Raw genomic sequence first — 22,967 nt, 5'->3', positions numbered from 1 at the left:
GTTCCGGCGGGCCGTCACGCGCCGCCGTGCGCGGCGAACAGCGCGCGCAACAGCGCCATCAGCCCGCTGTCGGGGCTCAGCAGCGCATGCAGCGACGCGTACACCACCGGCAGGAACAGCACCATCATCAGCACCGCGAGCGCGCTCTTCACCGGCTGCGCGAACACGAAGATGTTCAGTTGCGGCACCGCGCGCCCGACGAGACCGATGCCGAGCTCGACGAGCACAAGCACGATGATGACGGGCGCCGCGAGCTTCACCATCCATTCGAAGATCGTGTCGGTCTGCCGCACGACGAAGGTCTCCAGCATCGACGAGAAATCGGGGCCGAGCGAGCCGATCGGCCACCACGCATACGACTGCGCGAACAGTTGCACCAGCACCTGCAGGCCGCCCGCGGTGACGAACAGCGCGATCGCGACGAAATTGAGGAATCCCGACGTCGGGCCACCCTCGTGCCCGCCCATCGGATCGAAGAACGCGGCGCTGCCGCTGCCGGTCTGGAAATCGATCAGGTAGCCGACGCCCTGGATCGCGAACAGCACCGCGCTGAACGCGCCTGCGAGCAGCATGCCGACCACCGCCTCCTTCGCGACGAGCAGGCACCACATCAGGAACGGCAGCGCGGCGACCTGCGCCGGGTCGATCACCGGTGCGACGAACGCGGCGATCACCACCGCGATTCCGTTGCGCACGAGGCCCGTGACGATCTGCTCGTTGAACACGGGTACGACGAACATGATCGGCAACAGGCGCGGCATCACGTAGAGCAGCGGTCGCAGCGTGCCGGCGATGTCGTTGAAATTCGCGGCGTGGTCTAGCATCGGCGGTCCGCGGCGGCGGGAGGGGTTGCAGCGTCGGCAGCGGTCGAGTCGGCGGTGTCGGCCGCGGCCGTCGCATCCGCATCCGCCGGCCGCGACACCATCTCCGCATCGAATACGGCGGCCATCTCCGGTTGCCCCGCCGCATGCTCCCGCGCATCGCCCGCCCAGACGCCGGCTGTCGCGAAACGCCGCACCGCATGCGCATCCGAAACTTCGTCAGCGTCGCGCTCGACCCGCGCGGCACGCGCCTGCAATGCCTTCTCGCCAGCCTTGTCGAGCTTGTCCTCGGCGGCCTTCGCCTTGCGCGCGGCGCGCTGCAGGTCCGCGAGCGTCGCCTCGTGATCGCGGTGCACGTGCGCGGCTTCGCTGACCGACGCATTCGCGACGCCGATGTGACGATCGAACGTGCGCGTGTCGGCCGCGGCGTTTTGCAGCGCGCGCGCCTCGCGCAGGTCGTCGGCGAGCCGCGTCTGGATCGCGGCCTTCGCGGCGACCTGCCGCGCGAGCTGCGCGTGCGCGGCATCAAGCGCGCGGCGGCTCTGCGCGGCGATGCCCTGCTGGCGCGCGGCCGCCACACGCGCGATCTGGCTGCGCATCTCGCGCACGCGCTTCAGGCGAGCAAGCGTCGCGAGCACGAGACGGTCGTCGGCTTCAGACATGGTCGTTCGCGAGTTTCGTCAGCTTCGCGAGCAGCGCGTCGAAACGCACGTCCTCGTGCGACGCCTGCGCGCAGAACGCGCCGATCGCATCGCGCGCGCGCAGCGCGAGATCACCGAGCCGGTCGCTGCCTTCTCGGTACTCGCCGATCTGCACGAGCAGCTCGATCTCCTGGTACTTCGCGATCAGCTCGCGCACGCGCGCGGCCGAGTGTTGATGCGCGCGGCTCGCGACGAGCGGCATCACGCGCGACAGGCTCGCGAGCACGTCGATCGCCGGATAGCGGTTCGCGAGCGCGATCTTGCGCGACAGCACGATGTGGCCGTCGAGGATCGAGCGCACTTCCTCGGCGATCGGATCGGATTCCTCATCGCCTTCGACGAGCACCGTGTACAGCGCGGTGATCGATCCGGTCGCACCCTGCCCCGCGCGTTCGAGCAGGCGCGGCAGCACGGCGAACGTCGACGGCGGGAAGCTGCGCCGCGTCGGCGGCTCGCCGCTCGCGAGACCGACCTCGCGCTGCGCGCGCGCGAAGCGCGTCAGCGAATCGACCAGCAGCAGCACGCGCTTGCCGGCATCGCGGAAGTGCTCGGCGATCGCGGTCGCGACCAGCGCGGATTTCACGCGCTCCATCGCGGGACGATCGGATGTCGACACGACGACGATCGAGCGCGCGCGCACCTCGGGCGACAGGCTGTGCTCGATGAACTCGCGCACTTCGCGGCCGCGTTCGCCGACCAGCGCGATCACGTTCACGTCGGCCTGCGCGCCGCGCGCGATCATCCCGAGCAGCGTGCTCTTGCCGACGCCGGACGGTGCGAAGATGCCGACGCGCTGGCCGATGCCGAGCGTCATCAGGCCGTCGATCACGCGCACGCCGGTCGGAAACGGCGTGTCGATCATCTTGCGCGCGAGCGGGTTCGGCGGGTCCTGCTGCGTCGATACCCACGCGGCCCCCGTCACGGGCCCGCGATCGTCGAGCGGCCGGCCGAGCCCGTCGAGCACGCGGCCGAACAGCGCTTCGCCGACCGGGAACACGTGCTCGCGCCCGGACGGCACGACGGTCGTCTCCGGCGACAGCCCGGCCACGTCGCCGAGCGGCGTGAGCAGCGTGGTCTGCCGCGAGAAGCCGACCACTTCGGCGAGCAGCGTCGGCTGGTTCGGCGTGCGCAGTTCGCAGATCTCGCCGAGCCGCGCGCGGATGCCGGTCGCGTTGAGGATCTGCCCGACCGCGTGATTGACGCGGCCCTGCACCGACACTGGCGAGAAAAATGCGAGCCCCGCGTCGAGGTCGCCGACGAGGCGGCCGCGATCGAACGGCGCGGCATCGTCGTCGCTGTCGCCGCCGAACGACTGCGGATCGTCGAGCGGCGTGTTCATCGCGACGTGCCCTTCAGCGCATCGCGGCGGATCGCCTGGCGCAGCGCGTCGATCTGCAGGTCGAGGCTCGCGTCGATGCGCCCGGACGGCGTCTCGACCGTGCACGCGTGGCGTTCGAGCTGGGCGTCCTCGACAATGCGGATCCGTTGCCGATTCGACTGGCCGGCGAATGCGCGGTCGAGCGCGTCGCGCATCTCGTCCTCGCGGCCCGGCGCGACCCGCACGATCAGGAACGCCTCGTCGCGCACGAGCGGCGCGATCCGCGCGAGCGCAGCCTCGTAGAGCTTCTGCGTGCCCATCTCGCCGACGATCGCGCGCACCGCCTTCACGACGATGTCGGCCATCGAATCCTTCATCGACTCCATCGTGCGCGCGGCGGCCAGCGCCTGCGTGTACGCCTGCGCCGCATGCTCGCGCTGCGCGCGGCGCATGCCTTCGTCGTAGCCCGCCGCCTGGCGCTTGTCGAATTCGCGCTGCGCATCGGCGACGATGCGCGCGGCCTCGTCGCGCGCGGTCGCGATCACCGCGGACGCGTCGAGCAGCGCCGCGTATTCGCGCTCCTTGAGCACCTTGCGCTCCGACAGCAGCTGCAGGTTGTCGCTCGTGATCAGAAAAGCCAGTCCCATGACGCAAGCCTCTCGGGAATCAGAAACAGGAACAGCAATTCGCCGAACTGGTCGCGCTGCGCGCGGTTCAGCCAGTACGGCGCTTCGTCGTCGATCGTGCGGTTGAATTTCAGGCGCGCGCGCCGCGCGACGGCGTCGCCGGCCACGCCGATGAAATCCGCGAGCAGTCGCCCGCCGCGCGCGCGGATCACCACCGGCATCGCGGCCGGATCGGCACGCCACGGTTCGAGCGTGTCCGTAAGCGCGCCGAATTCCGGCGCGCGCTCGAGCGCGAGTTCCAGCGCATCGCCGCCGAGCTTCGCCGCGATTTCCGCGCGAATGCGGCGCACGGTCAGCGCGTCGCGCAGCCAGCCGCGATGCAGCAGCAGCCCCGCATACGACGCAAGCTGCTCGAGCGCCGCGCCGGGCAGCAGCGCGAGCCGCGCACACGGGTTGGCGACGTCGAAGTCGTGATGCGCGGCCACGTCGTTCGCGTCGAGCAGATGGCGTGCAAGCAGCTTGCGGCCGGCCGGGCCGAACGCGTCGGGCGAGCGATAGCGCGCGGGCCACTCGGCCGGCACGCGCGTCACGTGCAGATAGCGGTCGGGCCGCAGGTTGAATTCGCAGACGAGCGCGTGAAACGCCGCGAGCCGCGCGGGAGGCGGCGGCGCGAGCGGTTGCAGCCACGGCAGCGGCGCGGCATCGGGCCTGGCACCCGGCGGCAGCGCGGCGTGTTCGCTCATGCGCCGTCGCGCGCGCCGTCCGGCGTGCGCAGGCCGCCGCCCGACGACGCGGACGCACCGCCGGCCCCGTTCGCACCGCGCGGCGTGCCGACCAGCCCGGCCAGCCGGGCGCCGAACATCCCGCGACGCGCGGCCGACAGCGCGATCACGGCGCAGGTTAGCAGGATCAGCGCGAACACGAGCCAGCCGAGCGGCGAGCGCAGCCGCAGGACGTCCGACACCGCACTGCCGATGCCGTCCACGCGCGTCGTGCGCGCGGCGGCCGGCTGCAGGAACAGCGACACGTTGTCGTACTGCAGCCCTTCGATGCTGTGCGCGACGAGATCCTTGACCATCGGCGCCATCGCGCGCAGGTCCACGCCGGGCCGGTAGCGGATGTACACGGCCGCCGACGACGGCTTGATCTTGTCCGCGAGCGGATCGTTCTCCGGAATCACGACCTGCACGCGCGCGACCACCACGCCCTCGATGTCCTGGAGCGTGCGCGACAGGTCCTGCGACACGCCGTACAGGTAGCGCACGCGCTCCTCGGCCGGCGTCGACACGAGCCCCTGCTTCTGGAACAGCTCGCCGAGACTCGCATAGCTCGGCTTCGGCAGCCCGTTCGCCTGCAGCACGGTAAGCGCCGACTGCATGTCGCCGTCCGCGACGCTCACCTGCCATGCGTTGCGATCCGACGTGTCGCGCGCGTCGTTGTCCTTCGACGCGCTGATGCCCGCATCGCCGAGCACGGCGACCATCTGGTTCGCGTCGCGCTCCGACAGGCCGGAATACAGCTCCTTCTGGCAGCCGGCCAGCAGCGCGAGCAGTCCCGCGAGCAGCGCTCGCGCTGCCCGGCTGCGCCACGCATGCATGCGCGGCGTCGAATCGATCGTCGTCATCGTTTGTCCGCTTCAGGGCGCGCGGCCGCTTCAGGCACACGCACCGGCCTTCGTCACTCCTGCGTCTTCAGCACCGTGTGCGTGAAGCCGTTCGCCGCCTGCGCGACCGACAGGCTCAACTGGTATTCGGAAATCGTGGTGGTCGCCGTCCACTGGAAATCCATCGCCTTCACCATCGTCATCAGCGGATCGCTGCGGTTGTCCGCCATCGACGTCAGCATCTCGGTGCGATGCTTGTCGATGTTCGCGTACCGCGTGTCGAGATCGTTGCCGTACGTGCGCAACCGCTCGACCAGCGACGAATGATTCGCCTGCGCGGGTGTCGCCGGCGTCATCTGCACCGCCGGCGCCGCATCGACCGGCGCGCGTGACATCGCGACGCCCGATGCCGACGGCGACGGCGACGCCGCGGACGCACCCGGCTGCATCAACGCATCGAACTGGCGCACCTGCGCCGGATCGGACGCCGTGCCCGCCTGCTGCACGGCGCCCGCGAGCGCGGCCGCGCCCGGCGGCGCCGCGCCTACGCCTGTTACCGACATGATCGTGTCCTCCTTGACCGGCAGAGCCGGAAACGAGCCGGCCGGCACGCGCACACGCCCCGCCGGGCGCCCGTCATGGGCGGCCCGGGCATGTGGCGTCGCGCGGCGCGGCCGGCGACCGGCTTCATGCGCGGCCGGCGGAACTCAGGTGTTGCGCAACCTGGGCGTTCGCCGTCCCTTCCTGCGCGGTTACTGCGTTGCTGGTTTCGAACGTCGCGGTCGACTGCTGGACCTGGAAGTTGATCTTCGTCAGTTCGAGCTGCGTCTTGGTCAGGTCGTCCGCCTGCTGCTGGACCTGTTGCGTGTTGTTGGCACCAGTCGGGGGGGTACTCATGTTTCGCTCCTTTGCGTGTACGTCAGTGAACTGCTTCCCGCTTCCGGCGGCGGCCCCATGCCCCGCCTGCGACGTGACGCGCCGCATGCATGCGGCGTGTCGCGTAATGCGCGCACCGCGCGACACGCGATGCGCAGGTCCTGTCGCGGCGCTAGTGCGCCGCCTCCTTCGATGCGCCGGCGGCCGCAACGGCCGCCGGCGCCGGTGCATCCGGCAACAGCGTCGGCCCCGGCACCGGCTGCGCGACGCCGGCCGCCGCGCCGCTCGCGAGCGGCGGCACGGGCGGCGCCGGCGCCTGCGCCTGCGCGGGCGCGCTCGCGGACGGGCCGCCGAGCGGCATCGTGATGCGCTGGCCATTGCGTTCGAACACCACTTCGTCCGGACCGATCGACACGACGGTCGGCCCCTCCTTCAGCCGCGCGCCTTCGAAATAGCGGCTGCCGTCCGCCGTCTCGATGTAGCGCTGGTCGCCGTCGCCCGCGAATACCGTCGTGATCTCCGGAATCCCCGCGACGCCGCCGAGCGTCGTCGCGGTGCGCGGCGCGGCGGCATCGGCGTCGCGCACGTGGTCGACCACCTCGAGCGCCGGACGCGCATCCTTCATGTAGTTGCGGATGCGCGGCTCGATCTGCGCGCGCTCGGCCGCGCCCGTCAATTCGATCCGGCCGCGGCCGAGATAGGTGACCGTCAATGCCGTGTCGCTGAAATACGTCTGCGCGGTCGCGACGAGATCGCTGACCACGTAGATGTTGCCGAGCGCCGCGTTGTCGACGCCCGCGACGATCTGCGCGACGCGTTCCCGCGCGGCCGGGTCGCTCACGTAGCCCGACACGATCACACCGTCGTCGCGCGGCGCGACGGCGAGCTCCGGATACGCGTGCAGCAGCTGCTGCAGCCGGTGCGTGCGCGCGAGCACCGACTCGTGCTGCCACGGCAGGCGCCCCGACCACGCGACGAAGCCGTAACCGAGCGCGCCGAGCAGCACGCCGATCCACAGCGCGACGACCGCGATCACGAGCCGCCGGCTGCCGAGACGTCGCAGCCCGCCGGTGAGCCAGCCGAGCCACGCGGCCTCGCGCGCGGCGTCCTGCGTGTCGGCCTCGTCGGGCACCGCGACGCTCGCCTGCGCATGACGCGCGATGCCGAGCCTGATCGAGCCAACCGTCACGACGTCCTGCGGCGTCATCGAGCGGCGGCCCGCGCCGAGCGGCTCGTCGTTGAACAGCACGGGCGCTCCGCCGTCGCCGCCGTGGTTCTGCACCGTCACCGCGAGCGCGCCGACCTGCAGGCACACCTGTTTCGCGCCGATCTCGCGATCGGGCAGGATCACTTCGCAGTCGGCCGCGGTGCCGACCCAGTTCGCGCCACGCGCGAGCGACATCGTGCGGCCGTACATCGGCCCGCTGAGGAAGCACAGGTCCCAAGGCGACGCGAGCGCGGTCGACCCGGCCGCGGCGCCGCCGGTCAATGCGCCGTCGCCGTGCGGATCAATGATGGTCGTCGACATGAGTGGACGCTCCTGCGGTCGTCGCCACGGGCTGCGCGGCCGAATCCTTCGGCGGCGGCAGCGCGGGCGGGCCGAACTTCGTGCCGGGCAGCGGCGCGGGCGTGAGCGGCACCGCGATGTCGTTGTCCGGCGGGCGATACATCGACGTGCCGTCCGAACCCGCCGGCCCGTCGGCACCCGGATTCACCGGCGAGCCGTCCGGCGCGTACATCGACGCGGTCGTCACCACGCGCGGCGTCAGCAAATAGAACCGCTCCATGTGGTTGCCCGACTTGTCGGTGTACTTGAACAGGTTGCCGATCAGCGGGATGTCGGACAGCCACGGCACGCCGCTCTTGTTCAGCCGCACCTCGTCGTCGTTGAAGCCCGCGATCAGCAGGCTCTTGCCTTCGTCGATCATCGTCTTGGTGACGATGTTGCGCTGCTGGATCACCGGCACGTTCGACACGGCCTGGCCCGGCACGATGTTGCCGTCCTGGATGTCGATCGACATCATCACGCTCTGCGGGTTGCCCGAAATGGCTGCCGCGTTGCGGATCGCCTCGTCGACGATCATTGGCGTCACCTTGATGCTGGTGCCGGTCGTCACGCTGTACAGCGACGAATCCTGGTAGCCCTGCACCTGTACGTAGAACTGCGTAAGATTCTCGAGAATGGCCTCGGTGTTGTCGAGCGCGAGTACCTTCGGCTTCGAGCGCAGCTGCGCCTGCCCCTTCTGCGCGAGCGCGTTCACGCGGGTGAGCAGATAGTTGCGCAACGAGCCGCCGATCGACGCGGTCAGCGCGATGCCGGTCGGCATGAAGGCGCCGGTCTGCCCGGTTTCCGACGTGCCGATGCCGAACGTCAGCGGCGGATTGCCGGCGCCGTTGAACTGCGTGTTGCCGTTCAGCGGATTCTGGCCGTTGCCGATCTGCACGTCGCCGTGCGTCGTGTGCAGACGCCAGTCGATCCCGAGGCTGTCGAGCGAATCCTCGTTGATGTCGATGATCGTCACGTTGATCTCGACGATGCGCGGCCGCTCGTCGAGCTGGTTGATGAGCGACTGGTAGCGGTACATGTTCTCCGGCAGGTCCCGCACGATCACAGCGTTGATCGCCGGATCGGCGACGATCTGCGGCAGCGTGTCGCCACCGCCGCCGCTCGAGAACGGCGAGAAGCCGCCCGCGCTGCCGTCCGCACCGCCGTAGCCGCCCTGGCGCGGGCCGCCGGACATGTCCGGGAAGTCGAGCCGCGGCACCGCGATCGTCAGCCCAGAGCCGAGCTTCACCTGACGCGCGGCCTGCCCGAGCGGCGTGCTCGACGGCAGTTCGCTCGTGCCGCCGCCCTTGCCGAACAGCCGGCGCAGGATCGTCGCGACGCCCGGCACCGTCACTTCCTTGCCCGAGCGGTTGATCGTGAAGTCGGACGCCCAGCCGTACCTGAGCCGGAACGCGCGGATGTCCGCATGCGCGCCGTTCGCCGACGGATCGCCGACCGAGCCGACCGCCTGCCGCACGAGCTCCACGTAGCGGCGCGGGCCGGCCACGTACACGCTGTTCGCGCGATCGTTGATCACGAGCGTGTAGCGCTTGTCGGGAATCTGCATCGCCTGCAGCGCGCGGCCGATCTCGCCGGCCGCATTCGGCGGAATCGGGATCATCTGCGTCTGCGACTGGTCGGCCGGATCGACGTACAGGAACGAGCCGTCGTAGTACCACGTGAGCCCGTAGGTCGAGCAGATCGTGTCGAGCGTCTGCTGCGGCGTGCCCGAGAAGCGGCCGCTGATCACGCCGTCGACCTTCGGGTCGACCACGGCCGTCACGCCCTGCGACGATGCGAGCTCGCGAATGAAGTCGCCGATCTTCTTGCCGTTCGCGACGATCGTGAACGGCTTGTTGCGCCAGCGCAGGTCCGCCGCGCGCGCCGGATGCGCGACCGTCATGCACAGCGATGCCGTGAGCAGCGCGGTCGCGCACATGGCGAGCGCGACCCGTTGCAGGCGGCGCGGTTGAAACCGGATCGGGGCGACGCGTCGACGCATCAAAGCACTCCTGTGGAAGAAACGAACATGCGTTCAAGCGCCTGCTGCGCGAAGCGCAGCACCTCGCTGCCGAGCCAGCCGGACAGCAGCACGAGCGCGACCATCACGGCGATCAGCCGCACCGCGATGCCGATATTGGCGTCCTGCACCTGCGTGACTGCCTGAAGGATCGCGACCACGAGGCCGGTGACGGTGGCGATCAGCACGATCGGCAACGACAGCAGCAGCACCAGCATCAGCGCCTGCCGGGTCAGGTCGAGGATCGTCGAGCTCGTCATTGCGCAACTCCGGGCGCGCGCACGCCGGCGCCCGCGCCGAGCGTGCCGTCGTCGGGCGGGTTCTTCACCCAGCCGACCGTATGCAGCTGCACGTCCTCCTCGACCTCCTGGTATGACAGCACCGCGAGTTCGGGCAGCACCGGCTGCAGGATCGTCTTCACGTAGCGGCGCGCGCCGAGCGCGACCATCACGGCGAGCCGCGCGGCGCCTTGCGGGTTGCCGTGGCCACCTGTGCCGGCCGCCTGCGCCGACGTCGCGGCCTGCACGATCGCGCGCACCTGTTCGCCGATGTCCTGCTTGATCGCACTCGACAGCGCGAGGAAATTGCCCTGCTTCGTGCGCATCACTGCGTTCTCGATCCGCTCCTGCAGGTTCTGCTCGAACAGCACGACGCGCAGTTGCCGCGTCGCGCCCGCATGGCGATCGGTGATCATCCGGCGCAGGTCGACGCGCACCAGCTCGACAAGCGCGATCACGTCGTCGGGCTCGTTCGGCGCCCACGTGATCAGGCTTTCGAAAATCACGCGCAGGTTGCGGATCGGCACCTGTTCGGCAAGCAGCCGGCGCAGCACCTCGGTCACACGCTGCAGCGGCACGAGCCGCGTCAGCTCGCCGACGAGTTCAGGATGCTCGCGGCGCACCAGGTGCACGAGCGCCTGCGTTTCCTGGATGCCGAGCAGTTCGTCCGCATGCTGGCGCACGATCTGTTCGACGTGCGCGGCAAGCGCGCCTTCGCTCGTCAGCCACTTGCCGTCCGGCGCCGCACCGTCGGGCTTGATCCACAGCGCGGTCGCGAACGGGCCGAACGCCTCGGCCGGCTGCCGCTCCGCGCGCTCGGGCAGCGGCGCGACGCCGTCCCACAGCAGCCAGCCCGGCTTCAGCGCGCCATGCGCCGCGAGCACGTCCTGCAGGTAGATCCGGTACGTGCCGGCCGCTGCGCCCTCATCGTCGTTCAGCGTGATGCGCGGAAACACCGTGCCGATATCCGCGTCGACGCGCGCCTTCGCGCTCGACAGCGCGGTCTGCAGCTGCGCGAGGTTCAGCGTCGCGCGCAGGTCTTCCGACAGCGACACCGCGATCAGCGACGTGACGCCCGCCGCATGCGACACCTTCGCGGGCTGGCCGTCGTCGGTCGCGCCGATGCGGCCCGCGATATGAATCAGGTTGAAGCTCGGCGCGGTCGTCTTGCGCTTCAGCTGCGTGAATGCGAACGCGCCGAGGCCGAACGCGATCAGCGCGAACGACCACTTCGGAAAACCGGGCACGACGAGGAAGCCGGCCAGCACCAGCGCCGCGATCAGCAGCGCGCGCGGATGCGCGCCGAGCTGCTCGCCCAGTTGTTCGCCGAGCTGGCGCTGCCGCGTGTCGCGCGTCGCGACGCGCGTCGTCACGATGCCGGCTGCGATCGACACCAGCAGCGACGGGATCTGCGACGCCATCCCGTCGCCGACCGTCAGGATCGCGTAACGTTGCAGCGCCTCGCCGATGTTCATGCCGTGCATCAGCGTGCCAACCGCGATGCCCGCGACGATGTTGATGAAGGCGATCACGAGGCCCGCGATCGCGTCGCCCTTCACGAACTTCATCGCGCCGTCCATCGCGCCATGCATCTGCGATTCCTGTTCGAGCTTCTCGCGACGCTCGCGCGCTTCGTCGGCGCTGATGATCCCCGCGCGCAGGTCCGCGTCGATGCTCATCTGCTTGCCCGGCATCGCGTCGAGCGAGAAGCGCGCGCCGACTTCGGCGACCCGCTCGGAACCCTTCGCGATCACGATGAACTGCACGACGGCGATCACGAGGAACACCACGCCGCCCACCACGACGTTGTTGCCGACCACGAGCCGGCCGAACGCGTCGATCACGTGGCCCGCGTTCGCGTGCAGCAGGATCAGCTTGCACGACGCGATGTTCAGCGCGAGCCGGAACAGCGTCGTGAACAGCAGCAGCGCGGGAAACGACGAGAAGCTGACCGCCGAAGGCACGTAGGTCGACACCGTCAGCAGCACGACGCTCGCGGCGAGGTTCAGCGAGATCATCCCGTCGAGCGCCGCTTGCGGCAGCGGCAGGATGAACAGCGCGACCACCGACACGATGAACGCGGCAAGAAACAGGTCGGCGCGCGGCGATGCCCCGAGACGTCGCCCGGACACGCTGCGGCCGGCGGAAAAGATCCGCTGCCAGTCGCGAGGGAGCGCCTTCGGTTCTGCCATCGTGCCGTCGTCCTGTCGTTGTCGCCGGCGGGCACGGGCGGTCATGCCCCGTGTCGCGCGGACCGTTGAATGGGACGAGTGTAGCGACGCGGCACCCCGCAAAAAGGGATGCGCCTCGTAGCGGCGCGGCGGTTTTCCGGTGACGATCGAATCCGACTACGAAACCCGGCGGCGCCTGCTCGCGCGCATCGCCGGAACCGCTTCCATCGCGCGGCGGACGCCACGCGCGCAGACAGGGTCAGGACTCCAGACGGCGTGCGGCGAGATACGCGAGCTGCGCGCGATTCTGGACGTTGAAGAGTTTTTCGAGCGAACGGATATGGTGACCGACCTTGTGCAGCGACGTGCGCAGCGCGCTCGCGATCTCCTGGTCGGACAGCCCGCGCACGAGGCGCTCGAGCACCTGCTGCTGCTCGTCGCCGAGCGCGAAGCCGCGCATGCGCGCGATGCGCGCCTCGAGAAACGGCAGCGCGACGCGATGCACGGCGAGGCTCACCGACAGCGCGCCACCGATCACGCGATCGTCGATCCACTCGGTGCCGTGCGCTTCCGACGTCACGTTCACCGCGACACGCAGGTCGAGCCGCGGCGCCGACAGGCTGAAGATCACGCCGCTGTTCATTGCATGCGCACGCAGATGGCCGGCCAGCGCGAGCACCTTGCGATCTCCGCTGCCGTGCGCGGCCGACTCGATTTCGTCGAGCCGCCACGCGACGGGAAAGCCGCTTTGCCGCACCTGCGCGAAACGCGGGTCGCTCTCGTAGAGCATGCCCTCGATATACGGCTGCATGAACGTCGCGGGCGCGAGGTCGCGCAGCAGGTGCGCACACAGGATGCGCCGCCCGATCATTTCATACGCGCCGTATCCAAGCGTGCTGAAACCGATTTGACGCAATCGGGCATGGCATTGGGCGAAATCGACAGGAGCGAGGTCGGATTTACCGGGCGCGATTTGAATGCCGGTAAAAACGTCACGCTCGATTGCATGAATTTCTTTCGAATAAGCGGCCGCGGCCGCGATATCGGCTTGAGAGAACCACTCGACGCGTGGCGCGTCGTCAGCATATGTCATGAGGAGCCCACCTTTCCCAATATGTGAACCTGCCCCGTCACGATCTGGTCTTTTCTTTATGTTTTTCTGGCTGTCTCTATACCGGTGCGAATATGAACCTTTCGCCCGAATTAGTATTACGGCATATTACGCGCACACAGGCATTTTTGTACAATGCCCCCGCGTTTCGTCTGGATGACGATCGGCGCATATCATAAAGATGCTCGATCGCATCGTCGCGAGCGCCGTGCACGACACGGCTGCCGCCCCGCGATGCGCGTCGATTCCGAGGGATGGCACATGTCCGATATTGCATTGCAAGAAGAAGCGGTCGCCCCAACGTTGTCCCGTCCGTCGCGACGGACGACCACCTGCACCGATGCGTCGAGAGAGCGTCCGGTGCAGGTCGTCTGGTGCGACGACGTCAAGCGCGGCGACATCGTGCAGCCGCACGCGCCGAAGCTCGGCGTCGCCGATACGCTCGCGCACGCGCAGAGCACCGCCGAACGCAACCGGATCGTCGCAAGCCTGCTGCACCTGACGGGCTTCTCGACGTTCGCCTATTTCGCGCTCGAATTCTCGCGGGAGCGCGTCGAAAGTCTCTACCTGCACGAGGCGTTCACGCCGACCACCTATCGCGGCGACTACGTGCGGCACAACCATCACGACATCGATCCGCGCACGCTCGGCGCGCGCGTATGCAACATGCCGATCGTGTGGGACCTGCAGCAATTGCGCCGCGAACATCGCGAACGCGACGACGACCCGTGCGTGACGCCGGCGGCGCTCGACGGTTTCCTGCAGACGATGCAGGACGACGGCATGTGCAGCGGCATCATGTATTCGATGGCCGTGCCCGGCACGCGGCTGCACGCGTTCATGAGCTTCACCGCGCCGCGCCGCACGCGCGAGTGGATTACACCGGCGACGATCGAGCAGGCGCTGTCGATCGGGCTGTCGGTGCACAAGTTCGCGTCGCCGCAACTGATCGCGACGTCGCGCGAACGCGCGGTGAACGGGCTCACGCCGTTCGAACAGGAACTGCTGCTGGGCATCGCGGAAGGCGCGTCGGACAAGGAGATCGGCCGGCGCCTCGACACCAGCGCGCACAACGTCGACTATCACCTGCGCAAGCTGCGCAAACGCTTCGGCGTCGCGAACCGGATCCAGCTCACGTACCTGACGTCGAAGCTCGAGCTGATCTGACGCGCGCGACGAACCCGCGTAAACGGACATGCCGGCCGCGCGGGCCGGCATGTCCGTACACCTGACGATCACGCCGTACGGCGTTACTTCAGCAGCGTCATCTGCACGACCTTGACGATCACGAGGCCGACGGCGATCACCAGATAGCCGCGCAGCACGGCCATCCAGACCCGCGTCGCGACCGTCATGTGCTGCGGTTCGAGAGAATCGAGCGGCGGCATGCGCCATGTTTCGCGCAGCGCGCGATCGATGCCCGGCTCGACGACACGCTTGTTGCGGCGAATCAGCACCGTCGCGAGATAACCGGCGATCGCGAGCACGGTGCCGCCGACCAGCACGTCGACGATCGCTTCGCCGCTGATGTCCGGATACATCACCGATGCGGTCAGGATGATCGACAGCAGCACGAGCACCCAGATCACCGCGCCCGTGAACACGTTGAGCTTCGTCGAGTTGACCCAGGGCCCAAGCACCTGGCGATCGTTGCAGAGCACGAGCAGGAACACGGTCGCGCTCGGCAGCAGCACGCCGGCGAGCGTCTGCACCGCTTCGGTCAGCAGGCCGAGCGGGCTGCCCGGAATCAGCACGAGCGCGGCAGCCGCCGCGACGATGCCGAAATAGACGAGATAGAAGCCCTTCGCATCGGACACGCCGCGATGCAGCGAATGGCGGATCTTGAACACGTCGCCGATCGCGTACGCAGTCGACAGCGACACCGCCGCCGCGCCGATGATGCACGCGTCGAGCAGCGCGACCGCGAAGAGCGTCGCGCTCGTGCGGCCCGCGTATTTCTCGAGGCCCGCGATCACGCCCCCCGCGTCGGTGAAGCCGCCGGCTTCCGGATGGCCGCCGAACAGCGCGGCGCTGAAGCCGATCATCGCGACCGCGCCGATCAGCACGAACGCGATGCCGATCCACAGGTCGACCTTTTCGTACTTCATGAAGCGCGGCGTGATGCGCTTGTCGATCACGTAGCTCTGCTGGAAGAACAGCTGCCATGGTGCGACCGTCGTGCCGACGATGCCGATCACGAGCAGCATCACGTCGGACAGCTTCGCGTGCGCGGGCCAGTTCGGCACGAAGAAGTCGCGCGACATCTGCGCCACCGGCGGGTGGATCGACACGAGCACCGGCACGAGCAGCAGGCTCATCACGCACAGCACGATCGCGAACCGCTCGAAGCGCCGGAAGTCGCCGGTACTCACCGCCGCCATCGTCAACGCGGCCGCCACGCAGACGCCCGCAACCTTCGGGAGCCCGAAGAAAGCCAGCACGAACGTGATGCCGATGAACTCGGTGACGATCGTCAGCGCATTGAGCAGGAACAGGTCGATCACGCTGAACGCACCCCAGAACTTGCCGAAGCGCTCGAAGATCAGGCGCGCGTGGCCGACACCGGTGACCGCGCCGAGGCGCAGCACCATCTCCTGGTTCACGTACAGCACCGGCACGAGCAGCAGCAGCGTCCACAGCAGCGTCGTGCCGTAGTTCTGGCCGGCCTGCGTATAGGTGCCGAATGCGCCGGCGTCGTTGTCGCCGACCATCACGATCAGGCCGGGGCCGATGATCGCGAGCAGCGTGCGCAGGCGCGCCCACCACGTACCGCGCGCGGCGGTGTCGTGATGCGCGATGGTGCCGAGCGCGCCGCGGATGTCGCCCAGGTGGGCTTCGTCGAGCACGGCGCTGCGTTCGACGGCGATCGGTGGAGAGACGTTCGATGGCGTGGACATGATGAATTCCGTACGGCTGGTTTCTTATCCGGCAAGCGTGTGGCCTTGGAATACGCGCGCGGAACGAGGCCGCGCGCGCATGCCGAGACGCGCTCGGCGCTTCTTCAGCGGATCAACGATTTCAGCTGGTTCAGCAAACGGGAGAACACCCGCGGACGGGCGTCGAGCGTCAGCATCGCGTCGTAATGCGGACGCGATTCCGTGACGTGCGGGAGATTCGACAGCAGAAGGCCGAAGTTCATGGTCTGGCTCCTGGCGGCAACGGCATGCGTGCCGGCCGCTTGGTGGGCGCGGGGCCAGTCCGGGGCCTGAACGACGTGTCAGGCTAGTCGGCCGGCATGTCCCTGCGACCCGGGTTCAAAAGGGTCTGTTGGTGCAACGGGCATAAGGGACAACTGTCACTGTCGTTCACGGCGGCTCCTGTGCGATGTTCCGGAGAACACGATTGACCGCCGTCCGGCGCGGGCCATCGTTCGTGGCATGCGAAGCGCATGCGCGAACGCGGCCGCGCGCCGGGCGGCGGCGAAACCGGATGGCGCATGCGCAAACGCATCACGCTAACCGGCGCGAATCAGGGTGCACGTAGGGAGTTGCTGCGGAATACTGCTGCGCGCACCGTTTGCCTGGATGACAAACGGCGGCTTCGATGAGGCGCGGACGTCGGTCGCTCAGGCGGAAATTTCGTTCGAAGATCGACTACTGCAGGCGTCCAAGGCGGCGGCCCCAAGAGTGAAGATGCCGGATTCTATGGACCGGCCGAAACGGAAGTCAACCCTCTGGCACGCCCTCCGGGGACATTTTTTTCCGTCCCCTACACGCTGAAAGATTCGCGCCCGGAATGACGCGCCGCAACCTTTCAATGCGTCGCACGGCACGCGCCGCCGATGCGTGCGAGCAACAGTCGCCGCGTGCCGCCGGCGGGCGGTCGTGCCGGGCGTCGGCCGGCCCGCGCGCGGTGGCGCTGCCGGTGCAATACGCGCAACGCCGCTGCTTTTTTGCTTGCACCGCAGCAAAGCTCGCGACTACAATCCGCCCCAATTCATCAAGGGAGTCCCTTCGTGGACGCATGCTCCAGTTGCAGTTCGATGCCGGTCCAGGCCGGCCAAGCCATCGCGAGATAGCAGCCAGACGCATGTCATTCGCCGCTAGCTCGCATTCGTCGGGTTAGCGCGCTTCCCCCGGTGCCGGCATAGTCGGCCCGTCCGTCGCACGCTCCGTTACGTTCCAACCGCCGATCGCAGGTCGCGTCGCGCACCCGCGCTCGATCACGTCGTCCGGCATGCGCCGGACCGGACGGAGGGTCGTCATGTTCTTTCAATCGTTCGCAGCCGGACTCAAGCGACTCATCCACGTCGCGTCCGACCGCTCGTTGGTTTCGGCTGTTTCGCCGCTCGTCCACGCGTTCGGCAACTGGCGCGGCAGCGCCCTCGCGCACTTGCCGGAAGCACCGCGCCCGCTCGACTGCGTGCTGGTCGGTGCGATGGCGGCCGCCATCGCGCTCGTCGCGCTGCTCTGCACGGCCGCGTCGCGCCTCGGCTTCGCGCACGTATGGCGGATCGGGGGCTGGCTGCCATGACCGGCGATGCGGAACGCGCCTCATGCCTGCGCGCCGCCTGTACCTGCGCCATCGCTTCACGTTTCCATTTCTTCAGTCAAGCTAATCAATCAAACAACGGAGCCCGCATGAAGAATCGCTTCGAATCCGCACCGCGTACACTGCGCCTCGATGCGCTCGCCGCGTTGCTGTTGTCGCTCGCCGCCGCGCCCGCGTTCGCGCAATCGTCGCCGCCGGCCGTCGCGGCCGAGCCGGCGCCCGGCGTCAGCGACGCCGCCCCCGCACCGACCGCCGATGCTGCCGCGCCCGCGTCCACCGGTTTCCGGGAGCGCTCGAACCTGTTCGGCAACATGGGCGGCCTGCGCGACGTGCTCGGCGATCACGGCGTCACGCTGAATCTGCAGGAAACCAGCGAATACCTGTACAACGCCGCGGGCGGCACGCAGCGCGGCGGTGCCTATCAGGGCCTCACGCAATTCGGCTTCAACGTCGATACGGAAAAGGCGATCGGGCTGCCGGGCGGCACGTTCAACGTGTCGGCGCTGCAGATCCATGGCACCAACCTCACGCAGCGCTATTTGCAGACGCTGCAGACCGCGACCGGCATCGAGGCGAATTCGACCACGCGGCTGTGGGAGCTCTGGTACCAGCAGGTGTTCCTCGCCGGCAAGGCCGACGTGCGGGTCGGCCAGCAGAGCGTCGACCAGGAATTCATGGTGAGCCAGTACGCGGCGACGTTCGTGAACGCGACGTTCGGCTGGCCCGTGCTGCCGTCGACCGACCTGCCGTCCGGCGGCCCCGCGTATCCGCTGTCGTCGCTCGGCGTGCGGCTGCGCGTGAAGCCGGCCGACGCGTGGACCGCGATGGTCGGCGTGTTCGACGGCAACCCGGCCGGCCGCAGCGACGGCGACGCGCAGGTGCTGAACGCGCACGGCACCAACTTCAACCTGCGCAGCGGCGCATTCGTGATCGGCGAACTCCAGTACGCGCTGAACGCGCCGCCGGCCGACCCGAAGGCGCCGCAACCGGCCGGCCTGCCGGGCACGTACAAGCTCGGCTTCTGGTATCAGTCGCAGCACACGAACGATCCGCGCCTCGGCACCGACGGGTTGTCGCTCGCGAATCCGGCCAGCAACGGCATCCCCGCCACGCATCGCGGCAACTACGGTTTCTATGCGGTCGCGGATCAGATGGTGTGGCGGCCGTCGGCGGACAGCCCGCGTTCGGTCGGCGTGTTCGCGCGCGTGATGGGCGCGCCGGGCGATCGCAACATCGTCGATTTCGCGGCGAATGCGGGCGTGACGCTCAAGGCGCCGTTCAAGGGCCGCGACGACGATACGGCCGGCATCGCGATCGGCTACGCGAAGATCGGCCCGCATGCACGTGCGCTCGACGGCGACACCGGCACGTACACGACGCCCGGCTATCCGGTGCGTCGCGCGGAAACGGTGATCGAGGCGACCTATCAGTACCAGCTCGCGCCGTGGTGGCAACTGCAGGCCGACGTGCAACACTTCTTCCGGCCAGGCGGCGGCATCCCGAACCCGAACGCGGCCGGCGCGCGCATCGGCGACGAAACGGTGGTCGGCGTGCGCACGACGATCACGTTCTGACACCCGCGCATGCGACACGGGCCGGACTGCCGCGCGCGCGGCGATCCGGCCCGTGTCCGTTTACGTGCCTGCATGCAACGCATGCGGCCCGTCACTCGCCATACAGCCCGAGCAGTTTCAGCGTGACGCCGTTGGTCCAGCCGAAGCCGTCCTGCAGCGGATATTCGCCGCCACCGCCACCGCCCGCGCCAGCCCCTTCGACCACGTACTTCTCGACGAGCTTGCCTTCGGTTGCATACACATGCTTCACGTCGGCCAGGAAGCGCGTGCCGATGTCCTTCGCGAGCGCCGGTTCGCCGTAGCGGCGCAGCCCGTCGATCGCGATCCACTGCAGCGGCGCCCAGCCGTTCGGCGCATCCCATTGCTGGCCGGTGTTCTCGGTCGTCGTCGCGAGGCCGCCCGGTTGCAGCAGCGTCTTGCGCACCTCGCGCGCGGTCGCCTTTGCGCGTTCGGGCCATGCGACGCCCGCGAACAGCGGATACAGCGCGGCGGCCGTCACGCCGTCGCGCGGCTTGCGCAACTGCCAGTCGTAGTCGCCGTAATAGCCGCGGCGATTCCACAGATAGTGGTTGATCGCCGCCGCGCGCCGCGCCGCACGTCCGGAAAAATCCGCCACGCATGCGATGTCGCGCGTGACCGCGCAGCCCTTCACGATCGTCGTCTCGAGATGGAACATCAGGCTGTTCAGGTCGACCGGCACGATCGACGTCGTGCGGATCGTCGCGAGCGTCTTGCCGTCGCCGAACCAGCGCGAGCTGTAGTCCCAGCCGCTTTCGGCGCCCGCGCGCAGGTCGCGGTACACCTCGTTCGCGGGACGATTCGGCACCGCCTTCGCGGTCGTAACGTCCTCGAGATACGACTCGTCGCGCGGCGTGTCGCTCGCGTCCCAGTAGCGGTTCAGCACCGCGCCGTCCGGCATCGCGACCACGTTGCGCGCCGCCTGCCCGCGCGGCGTCGTGGTTTCGCCCTGCATCCAGTACGCATGCTCCTTGCGCAGCGCCGGCAGGTATTTCTGGTAGACCTTGTCGCCTTCGGCCTGCGCGGCGAGCGTGACCATGTAGGCGAAGAACGGCGGCTGCGAGCGGCTCGCGTAATACGTGCGGTTGCCGTTCGGGATGTGGCCGATCGTATCGATCAGATACGCGAAGTTGTCGAGCATGTCGTCGACGAGATCCTCGCGCCCCGACACCTGCAGCCCGAGCATCGTGAAATAGGTATCCCAGTAGTAGCCTTCGCGGAAGCGGCCGCCCGGCACCACGTACGGCTTCGGCATCGCGATCAGCGAGCTGTACGGCGGCACCGTCATGCTGGTGCGCGTGAGCTGCGGCCACAGCCAGTCGATGTGCTGGCGCAGCGTCTGGTTCGCGGGCGGCGTGACCCCGCCTTCCGGCGGCGGCGTGAAGTGCTGGTCGACGAACGCCTTCAGCGAGAAGCCAGGCTGCGACTTCTGTTGCTGATACAACTGTACGATCGTCGCCGGATCGGTGTTGGGCGTCGCGTCGACGAAGGTCTTCTGGTCGGGATAGATTTGCGCCGTCTGCACCGCGACGAACAGGTCGCCGTAGAGCTGGCTCGGTGGCGGCAGCAAGGCGCCGGAAGCCGGGCTCGCGAGCGTCGCCGTGGCGGGCGCGGCGGACTGGCTGCCCGCCTGCATGGCGGCCTGATTTGCGCTGTCGGCCTGCGCCGCGCAACCGGCGACGGCGAGGTAAGCGACGGCGAGGACGGCGGCCCAGCGCGGACGCGGCGCGGGAACGGACGGATGCGAGGCAGGATGCGATGCGGTCGATGCGGCACGACGTGGCGTCATGACGTGTCCCCTCCTTTCGATGACGAATGGTTCGGCAGGGGTCTCGTTCGCGCGTGCGCTCGTCTCGATGGCCGTCGATCGATGCGCGTCGTTGTATTACGCAGATGAGTTCCGACTGTCGCACGAAACGCGCATCGCACGCAAGTTTCGCGGCGGACTCCGCGGGCGCGCGTCATATGTCATGTCACGGATAGCATCCGGCATCGCAGTCGTCCCTTCTTTCACACGCGGTAACAGGAACGACTGTTGCAACATGCGGAACAACCGTTGTCTCGCGTGACGCAACGACCACATTGTGGGCATAATGGCGTCTTTACCGCGCGCCCCGCCCATGTCGCCCGTCTTTCTAGCACCGCTCATCGTTGCCTGTGCGTTGTTCATGGAAAGCGTCGACGCGAACATCATCGTCACCGCACTGCCCGCGATGGCGAGGGACTTCGGGCACAATCCCGTCACACTGAACATTGCGATCACGTCCTACGTGGTCGGCCTCGGCGTATTCATCCCAATCTGCGGATGGCTTGCCGACCGCTTCAGCGCGCGCTCCGTCTTCCGCACCGCGATCGGCATCTTCGTCGCCGGCTCGCTGATGTGCGCGGCCTCCAACTCGCTCGGCGTGCTGACGTTCGCGCGCTTCGTGCAGGGTGTCGGCGGCGCGATGATGGTGCCGGTCGGCCGGATCATCATCTTCCGCGCGGTGCCGCGCTCCGATCTCGTGCGCGCGATGAACTACCTCGCGATTCCCGCGCTGTTCGGGCCGACGCTCGGGCCGCTCGTCGGCGGCTTCATCACGACCTACCTGCACTGGCGGATGATCTTCTTCATCAACGTGCCGATCGGCATCTACGGGATCTACCTCGCGAGCAAGCACATCGCGAACACGCACGAGGCCGATCCCGGCCCGCTCGACTGGTTCGGATTCCTGCTGTCCGCGAGCGGTGCCGCGCTGCTGCTAATGGGCCTCACGCTGATCGACGGTTCGCTCACGTCGCGCGGCAACGCGCTCCTGATGTGCGCGGCCGGCACGGCAATGCTCGCGCTCTACGTGCCGTACGCGCGCCGCAAGACGCGCCCGGTGCTCGACCTCAGTTTCCTGAAGATCCCGACCTACCATGCGAGCGTGGTCGGCGGGTCGCTGTTCCGCATCGGCCTCGGCGCGGTGCCGTTCCTGCTGCCGCTCGCGCTGCAGGAAGGTCTCGGGATGAGCGCGTTCCACTCCGGGCTGATCACCTGCGCGTCCGCGCTCGGCGGCGCGGTGAGCCGCTCGACGGCCACCCATACGCTGCGCCGCTTCGGCTTTCGCACGGTGCTGATCTACAACGCCGCGTTCGCCGGGCTCGCGATCGCCGCCTACGGCGTGTTCCATCCGGGCATGGCGACCTGGGCGATCTGGACGATCGTGCTGGTCGGCGGCATCTTCCCCGCGCTGCAGTTCACGAGCCTGAATTCGATGATCTACGCGGATATTTCGCAGGCCGATGCAGGCCGCGCGACGAGCCTCGGCAGTGTCGTGCAGCAGATGTCGCTCGGGCTCGGCGTGACGGTCGCCGGCCTCGTGCTGCACGTGTCGCACTGGCTGCAAGGGCATCAGGCGATGGTGTGGTCGGATTTCTGGCCCGCGTTCGTCGTGGTCGGGCTGTGTTCGTTCGCGTCGATTCCGATCACGCGGCGGCTGCCGCCCGGCGCCGGCGACGAAGTCGCGCGCGGCAAGCGGCAATGAACGGGGTGGCTGGAGAGGAAAAGGCCGACAGCGGAACAACCGGAAAAAAATCAGCGGACATCCACACGGGGCCGGTGCACAGCCGCATGGATGTCCGCTCAGGGCTCCGGGTCTCTCGTTGGGGGTTGAGAATCCCGGATCTGCTTCCTGCGTGCCATTGACATATGTGCGTCGGAAGCCGAATCGTTGCGCGCACATTTCGTCGCGCCATGACTGCACTATAGGGAAAGTCGCGCCGCGCATCTGTCAACCATTGTCAGACGCGTTGCATGCATGCATCGCACACGTACGCCGCTTTCGCGCT

At 68.4% G+C, this 22,967-nt stretch carries 20 protein-coding genes; 4 read left to right on the top strand and 16 right to left on the bottom strand.

What is annotated here, in order from left to right:
- Positions 1 to 14: 14 nt before the first annotated feature.
- From sctT to ACV22W_RS09785, 13 genes are all read right to left on the bottom strand, one after another.
- Positions 15 to 824, bottom strand: coding sequence for a type III secretion system export apparatus subunit SctT (gene sctT / locus ACV22W_RS09845; RefSeq protein WP_448018973.1), 810 nt, complete (start codon positions 822 to 824; stop codon positions 15 to 17).
- Positions 818 to 1,483 carry a hypothetical protein gene (locus tag ACV22W_RS09840; RefSeq protein WP_448018972.1) on the bottom strand — a complete coding sequence of 222 codons (666 nt, stop codon included), beginning with the start codon at positions 1,481 to 1,483 and terminating at the stop codon, positions 818 to 820. Before ACV22W_RS09840 ends, sctT begins: the two co-directional genes overlap by 7 nt.
- On the bottom strand, positions 1,476 to 2,861 hold the full coding sequence (gene sctN, locus ACV22W_RS09835) for a type III secretion system ATPase SctN (protein ID WP_448018971.1): 1,386 nt from the start codon (positions 2,859 to 2,861) through the stop codon (positions 1,476 to 1,478). The genes ACV22W_RS09840 and sctN overlap by 8 nt, the downstream gene beginning before the upstream one ends.
- A complete protein-coding gene (gene sctL, locus ACV22W_RS09830; protein ID WP_059526757.1) occupies positions 2,858 to 3,487 on the bottom strand; it encodes a type III secretion system stator protein SctL in 630 nt (209 codons plus the stop codon). Before sctL ends, sctN begins: the two co-directional genes overlap by 4 nt.
- A complete protein-coding gene (locus tag ACV22W_RS09825; RefSeq protein ID WP_448018970.1) occupies positions 3,469 to 4,209 on the bottom strand; it encodes a SctK family type III secretion system sorting platform protein in 741 nt (246 codons plus the stop codon). The genes sctL and ACV22W_RS09825 overlap by 19 nt, the downstream gene beginning before the upstream one ends.
- Positions 4,206 to 5,090, bottom strand: a complete 885-nt coding sequence (sctJ, locus tag ACV22W_RS09820; protein WP_175911603.1) for a type III secretion system inner membrane ring lipoprotein SctJ — start codon at positions 5,088 to 5,090, stop codon at positions 4,206 to 4,208. Before sctJ ends, ACV22W_RS09825 begins: the two co-directional genes overlap by 4 nt.
- 53 nt (positions 5,091 to 5,143) lie before the next feature.
- A complete protein-coding gene (locus ACV22W_RS09815; protein ID WP_448018969.1) occupies positions 5,144 to 5,632 on the bottom strand; it encodes a hypothetical protein in 489 nt (162 codons plus the stop codon).
- A gap of 124 nt (positions 5,633 to 5,756) precedes the next feature.
- Complete coding sequence (locus ACV22W_RS09810) at positions 5,757 to 5,966, bottom strand: hypothetical protein (RefSeq protein WP_044847609.1); 210 nt, start codon at positions 5,964 to 5,966, stop codon at positions 5,757 to 5,759.
- A 151-nt stretch (positions 5,967 to 6,117) separates the two neighbouring features.
- Positions 6,118 to 7,473: a type III secretion system inner membrane ring subunit SctD gene (sctD, locus tag ACV22W_RS09805; protein WP_448018968.1), complete on the bottom strand. Its 1,356-nt coding sequence runs from the start codon at positions 7,471 to 7,473 to the stop codon at positions 6,118 to 6,120.
- On the bottom strand, positions 7,454 to 9,493 hold the full coding sequence (gene sctC, locus ACV22W_RS09800; RefSeq protein WP_448018967.1) for a type III secretion system outer membrane ring subunit SctC: 2,040 nt from the start codon (positions 9,491 to 9,493) through the stop codon (positions 7,454 to 7,456). Before sctC ends, sctD begins: the two co-directional genes overlap by 20 nt.
- Complete coding sequence (sctS, locus tag ACV22W_RS09795) at positions 9,493 to 9,771, bottom strand: type III secretion system export apparatus subunit SctS (RefSeq protein ID WP_006751731.1); 279 nt, start codon at positions 9,769 to 9,771, stop codon at positions 9,493 to 9,495. Before sctS ends, sctC begins: the two co-directional genes overlap by 1 nt.
- Positions 9,768 to 11,981, bottom strand: coding sequence for a type III secretion system export apparatus subunit SctV (gene sctV / locus ACV22W_RS09790; protein ID WP_448018966.1), 2,214 nt, complete (start codon positions 11,979 to 11,981; stop codon positions 9,768 to 9,770). Before sctV ends, sctS begins: the two co-directional genes overlap by 4 nt.
- A 238-nt stretch (positions 11,982 to 12,219) precedes the next feature.
- A complete protein-coding gene (locus ACV22W_RS09785; protein WP_448018965.1) occupies positions 12,220 to 13,053 on the bottom strand; it encodes a helix-turn-helix transcriptional regulator in 834 nt (277 codons plus the stop codon).
- Between the two features lie 279 nt (positions 13,054 to 13,332).
- On the opposite strand from ACV22W_RS09785, the gene ACV22W_RS09780 reads away from it, so the two are divergent.
- The gene (locus ACV22W_RS09780; RefSeq protein ID WP_448018964.1) at positions 13,333 to 14,238 is read left to right on the top strand and encodes a helix-turn-helix transcriptional regulator; all 906 of its coding nucleotides are present in this window, start codon (positions 13,333 to 13,335) and stop codon (positions 14,236 to 14,238) included.
- Between the two features lie 83 nt (positions 14,239 to 14,321).
- Here the strand turns inward: ACV22W_RS09780 and ACV22W_RS09775 are convergent, their stop codons facing one another.
- On the bottom strand, positions 14,322 to 15,968 hold the full coding sequence (locus ACV22W_RS09775) for an NRAMP family divalent metal transporter (RefSeq protein ID WP_448018963.1): 1,647 nt from the start codon (positions 15,966 to 15,968) through the stop codon (positions 14,322 to 14,324).
- A 104-nt stretch (positions 15,969 to 16,072) separates the two neighbouring features.
- The gene (locus tag ACV22W_RS09770) at positions 16,073 to 16,210 is read right to left on the bottom strand and encodes a hypothetical protein (protein ID WP_170296434.1); all 138 of its coding nucleotides are present in this window, start codon (positions 16,208 to 16,210) and stop codon (positions 16,073 to 16,075) included.
- Positions 16,211 to 17,274: 1,064 nt separating this feature from the next.
- On the opposite strand from ACV22W_RS09770, the gene ACV22W_RS09765 reads away from it, so the two are divergent.
- Both ACV22W_RS09765 and ACV22W_RS09760 read left to right on the top strand, forming a co-directional pair.
- Complete coding sequence (locus ACV22W_RS09765) at positions 17,275 to 17,544, top strand: hypothetical protein (protein WP_448018962.1); 270 nt, start codon at positions 17,275 to 17,277, stop codon at positions 17,542 to 17,544.
- A 107-nt stretch (positions 17,545 to 17,651) separates the two neighbouring features.
- Positions 17,652 to 19,136, top strand: coding sequence for a carbohydrate porin (locus tag ACV22W_RS09760; protein WP_448018961.1), 1,485 nt, complete (start codon positions 17,652 to 17,654; stop codon positions 19,134 to 19,136).
- 91 nt (positions 19,137 to 19,227) lie between these two features.
- Here ACV22W_RS09760 and treA read toward each other — a convergent pair whose 3' ends face one another.
- Positions 19,228 to 20,943, bottom strand: a complete 1,716-nt coding sequence (gene treA, locus ACV22W_RS09755) for an alpha,alpha-trehalase TreA (protein ID WP_448018960.1) — start codon at positions 20,941 to 20,943, stop codon at positions 19,228 to 19,230.
- Between the two features lie 331 nt (positions 20,944 to 21,274).
- On the opposite strand from treA, the gene ACV22W_RS09750 reads away from it, so the two are divergent.
- The gene (locus ACV22W_RS09750; protein WP_448018959.1) at positions 21,275 to 22,663 is read left to right on the top strand and encodes an MFS transporter; all 1,389 of its coding nucleotides are present in this window, start codon (positions 21,275 to 21,277) and stop codon (positions 22,661 to 22,663) included.
- Positions 22,664 to 22,967: the final 304 nt, after the last annotated feature.

The sequence above is a fragment of the Burkholderia sp. AW49-1 genome (assembly GCF_053427845.1).
Note: the sequence above shows the minus strand (reverse complement) of the source record. Positions and strands in the feature narration are given on the sequence as shown.

Excerpts from the sequence above, each read along its gene's own strand:
- sctV (WP_448018966.1), bottom strand. The coding sequence starts at position 11,981 with ATGGCAGAACCGAAGGCGCTCCCTCGCGACTGGCAGCGGATCTTTTCC.
- sctS (WP_006751731.1), bottom strand. The coding sequence starts at position 9,771 with ATGACGAGCTCGACGATCCTCGACCTGACCCGGCAGGCGCTGATGCTG.
- sctD (WP_448018968.1), bottom strand. The coding sequence starts at position 7,473 with ATGTCGACGACCATCATTGATCCGCACGGCGACGGCGCATTGACCGGC.
- ACV22W_RS09770 (WP_170296434.1), bottom strand. The coding sequence starts at position 16,210 with ATGAACTTCGGCCTTCTGCTGTCGAATCTCCCGCACGTCACGGAATCG.
- sctC (WP_448018967.1), bottom strand. The coding sequence starts at position 9,493 with ATGCGTCGACGCGTCGCCCCGATCCGGTTTCAACCGCGCCGCCTGCAA.
- sctN (WP_448018971.1), bottom strand. The coding sequence starts at position 2,861 with ATGAACACGCCGCTCGACGATCCGCAGTCGTTCGGCGGCGACAGCGAC.
- sctT (WP_448018973.1), bottom strand. The coding sequence starts at position 824 with ATGCTAGACCACGCCGCGAATTTCAACGACATCGCCGGCACGCTGCGA.
- ACV22W_RS09760 (WP_448018961.1), top strand. The coding sequence starts at position 17,652 with ATGAAGAATCGCTTCGAATCCGCACCGCGTACACTGCGCCTCGATGCG.
- treA (WP_448018960.1), bottom strand. The coding sequence starts at position 20,943 with ATGACGCCACGTCGTGCCGCATCGACCGCATCGCATCCTGCCTCGCAT.
- ACV22W_RS09775 (WP_448018963.1), bottom strand. The coding sequence starts at position 15,968 with ATGTCCACGCCATCGAACGTCTCTCCACCGATCGCCGTCGAACGCAGC.
- sctJ (WP_175911603.1), bottom strand. The coding sequence starts at position 5,090 with ATGACGACGATCGATTCGACGCCGCGCATGCATGCGTGGCGCAGCCGG.
- sctL (WP_059526757.1), bottom strand. The coding sequence starts at position 3,487 with ATGGGACTGGCTTTTCTGATCACGAGCGACAACCTGCAGCTGCTGTCG.
- ACV22W_RS09780 (WP_448018964.1), top strand. The coding sequence starts at position 13,333 with ATGTCCGATATTGCATTGCAAGAAGAAGCGGTCGCCCCAACGTTGTCC.
- ACV22W_RS09785 (WP_448018965.1), bottom strand. The coding sequence starts at position 13,053 with ATGACATATGCTGACGACGCGCCACGCGTCGAGTGGTTCTCTCAAGCC.
- ACV22W_RS09815 (WP_448018969.1), bottom strand. The coding sequence starts at position 5,632 with ATGTCGGTAACAGGCGTAGGCGCGGCGCCGCCGGGCGCGGCCGCGCTC.
- ACV22W_RS09765 (WP_448018962.1), top strand. The coding sequence starts at position 17,275 with ATGTTCTTTCAATCGTTCGCAGCCGGACTCAAGCGACTCATCCACGTC.
- ACV22W_RS09750 (WP_448018959.1), top strand. The coding sequence starts at position 21,275 with ATGTCGCCCGTCTTTCTAGCACCGCTCATCGTTGCCTGTGCGTTGTTC.
- ACV22W_RS09825 (WP_448018970.1), bottom strand. The coding sequence starts at position 4,209 with ATGAGCGAACACGCCGCGCTGCCGCCGGGTGCCAGGCCCGATGCCGCG.
- ACV22W_RS09840 (WP_448018972.1), bottom strand. The coding sequence starts at position 1,483 with ATGTCTGAAGCCGACGACCGTCTCGTGCTCGCGACGCTTGCTCGCCTG.
- ACV22W_RS09810 (WP_044847609.1), bottom strand. The coding sequence starts at position 5,966 with ATGAGTACCCCCCCGACTGGTGCCAACAACACGCAACAGGTCCAGCAG.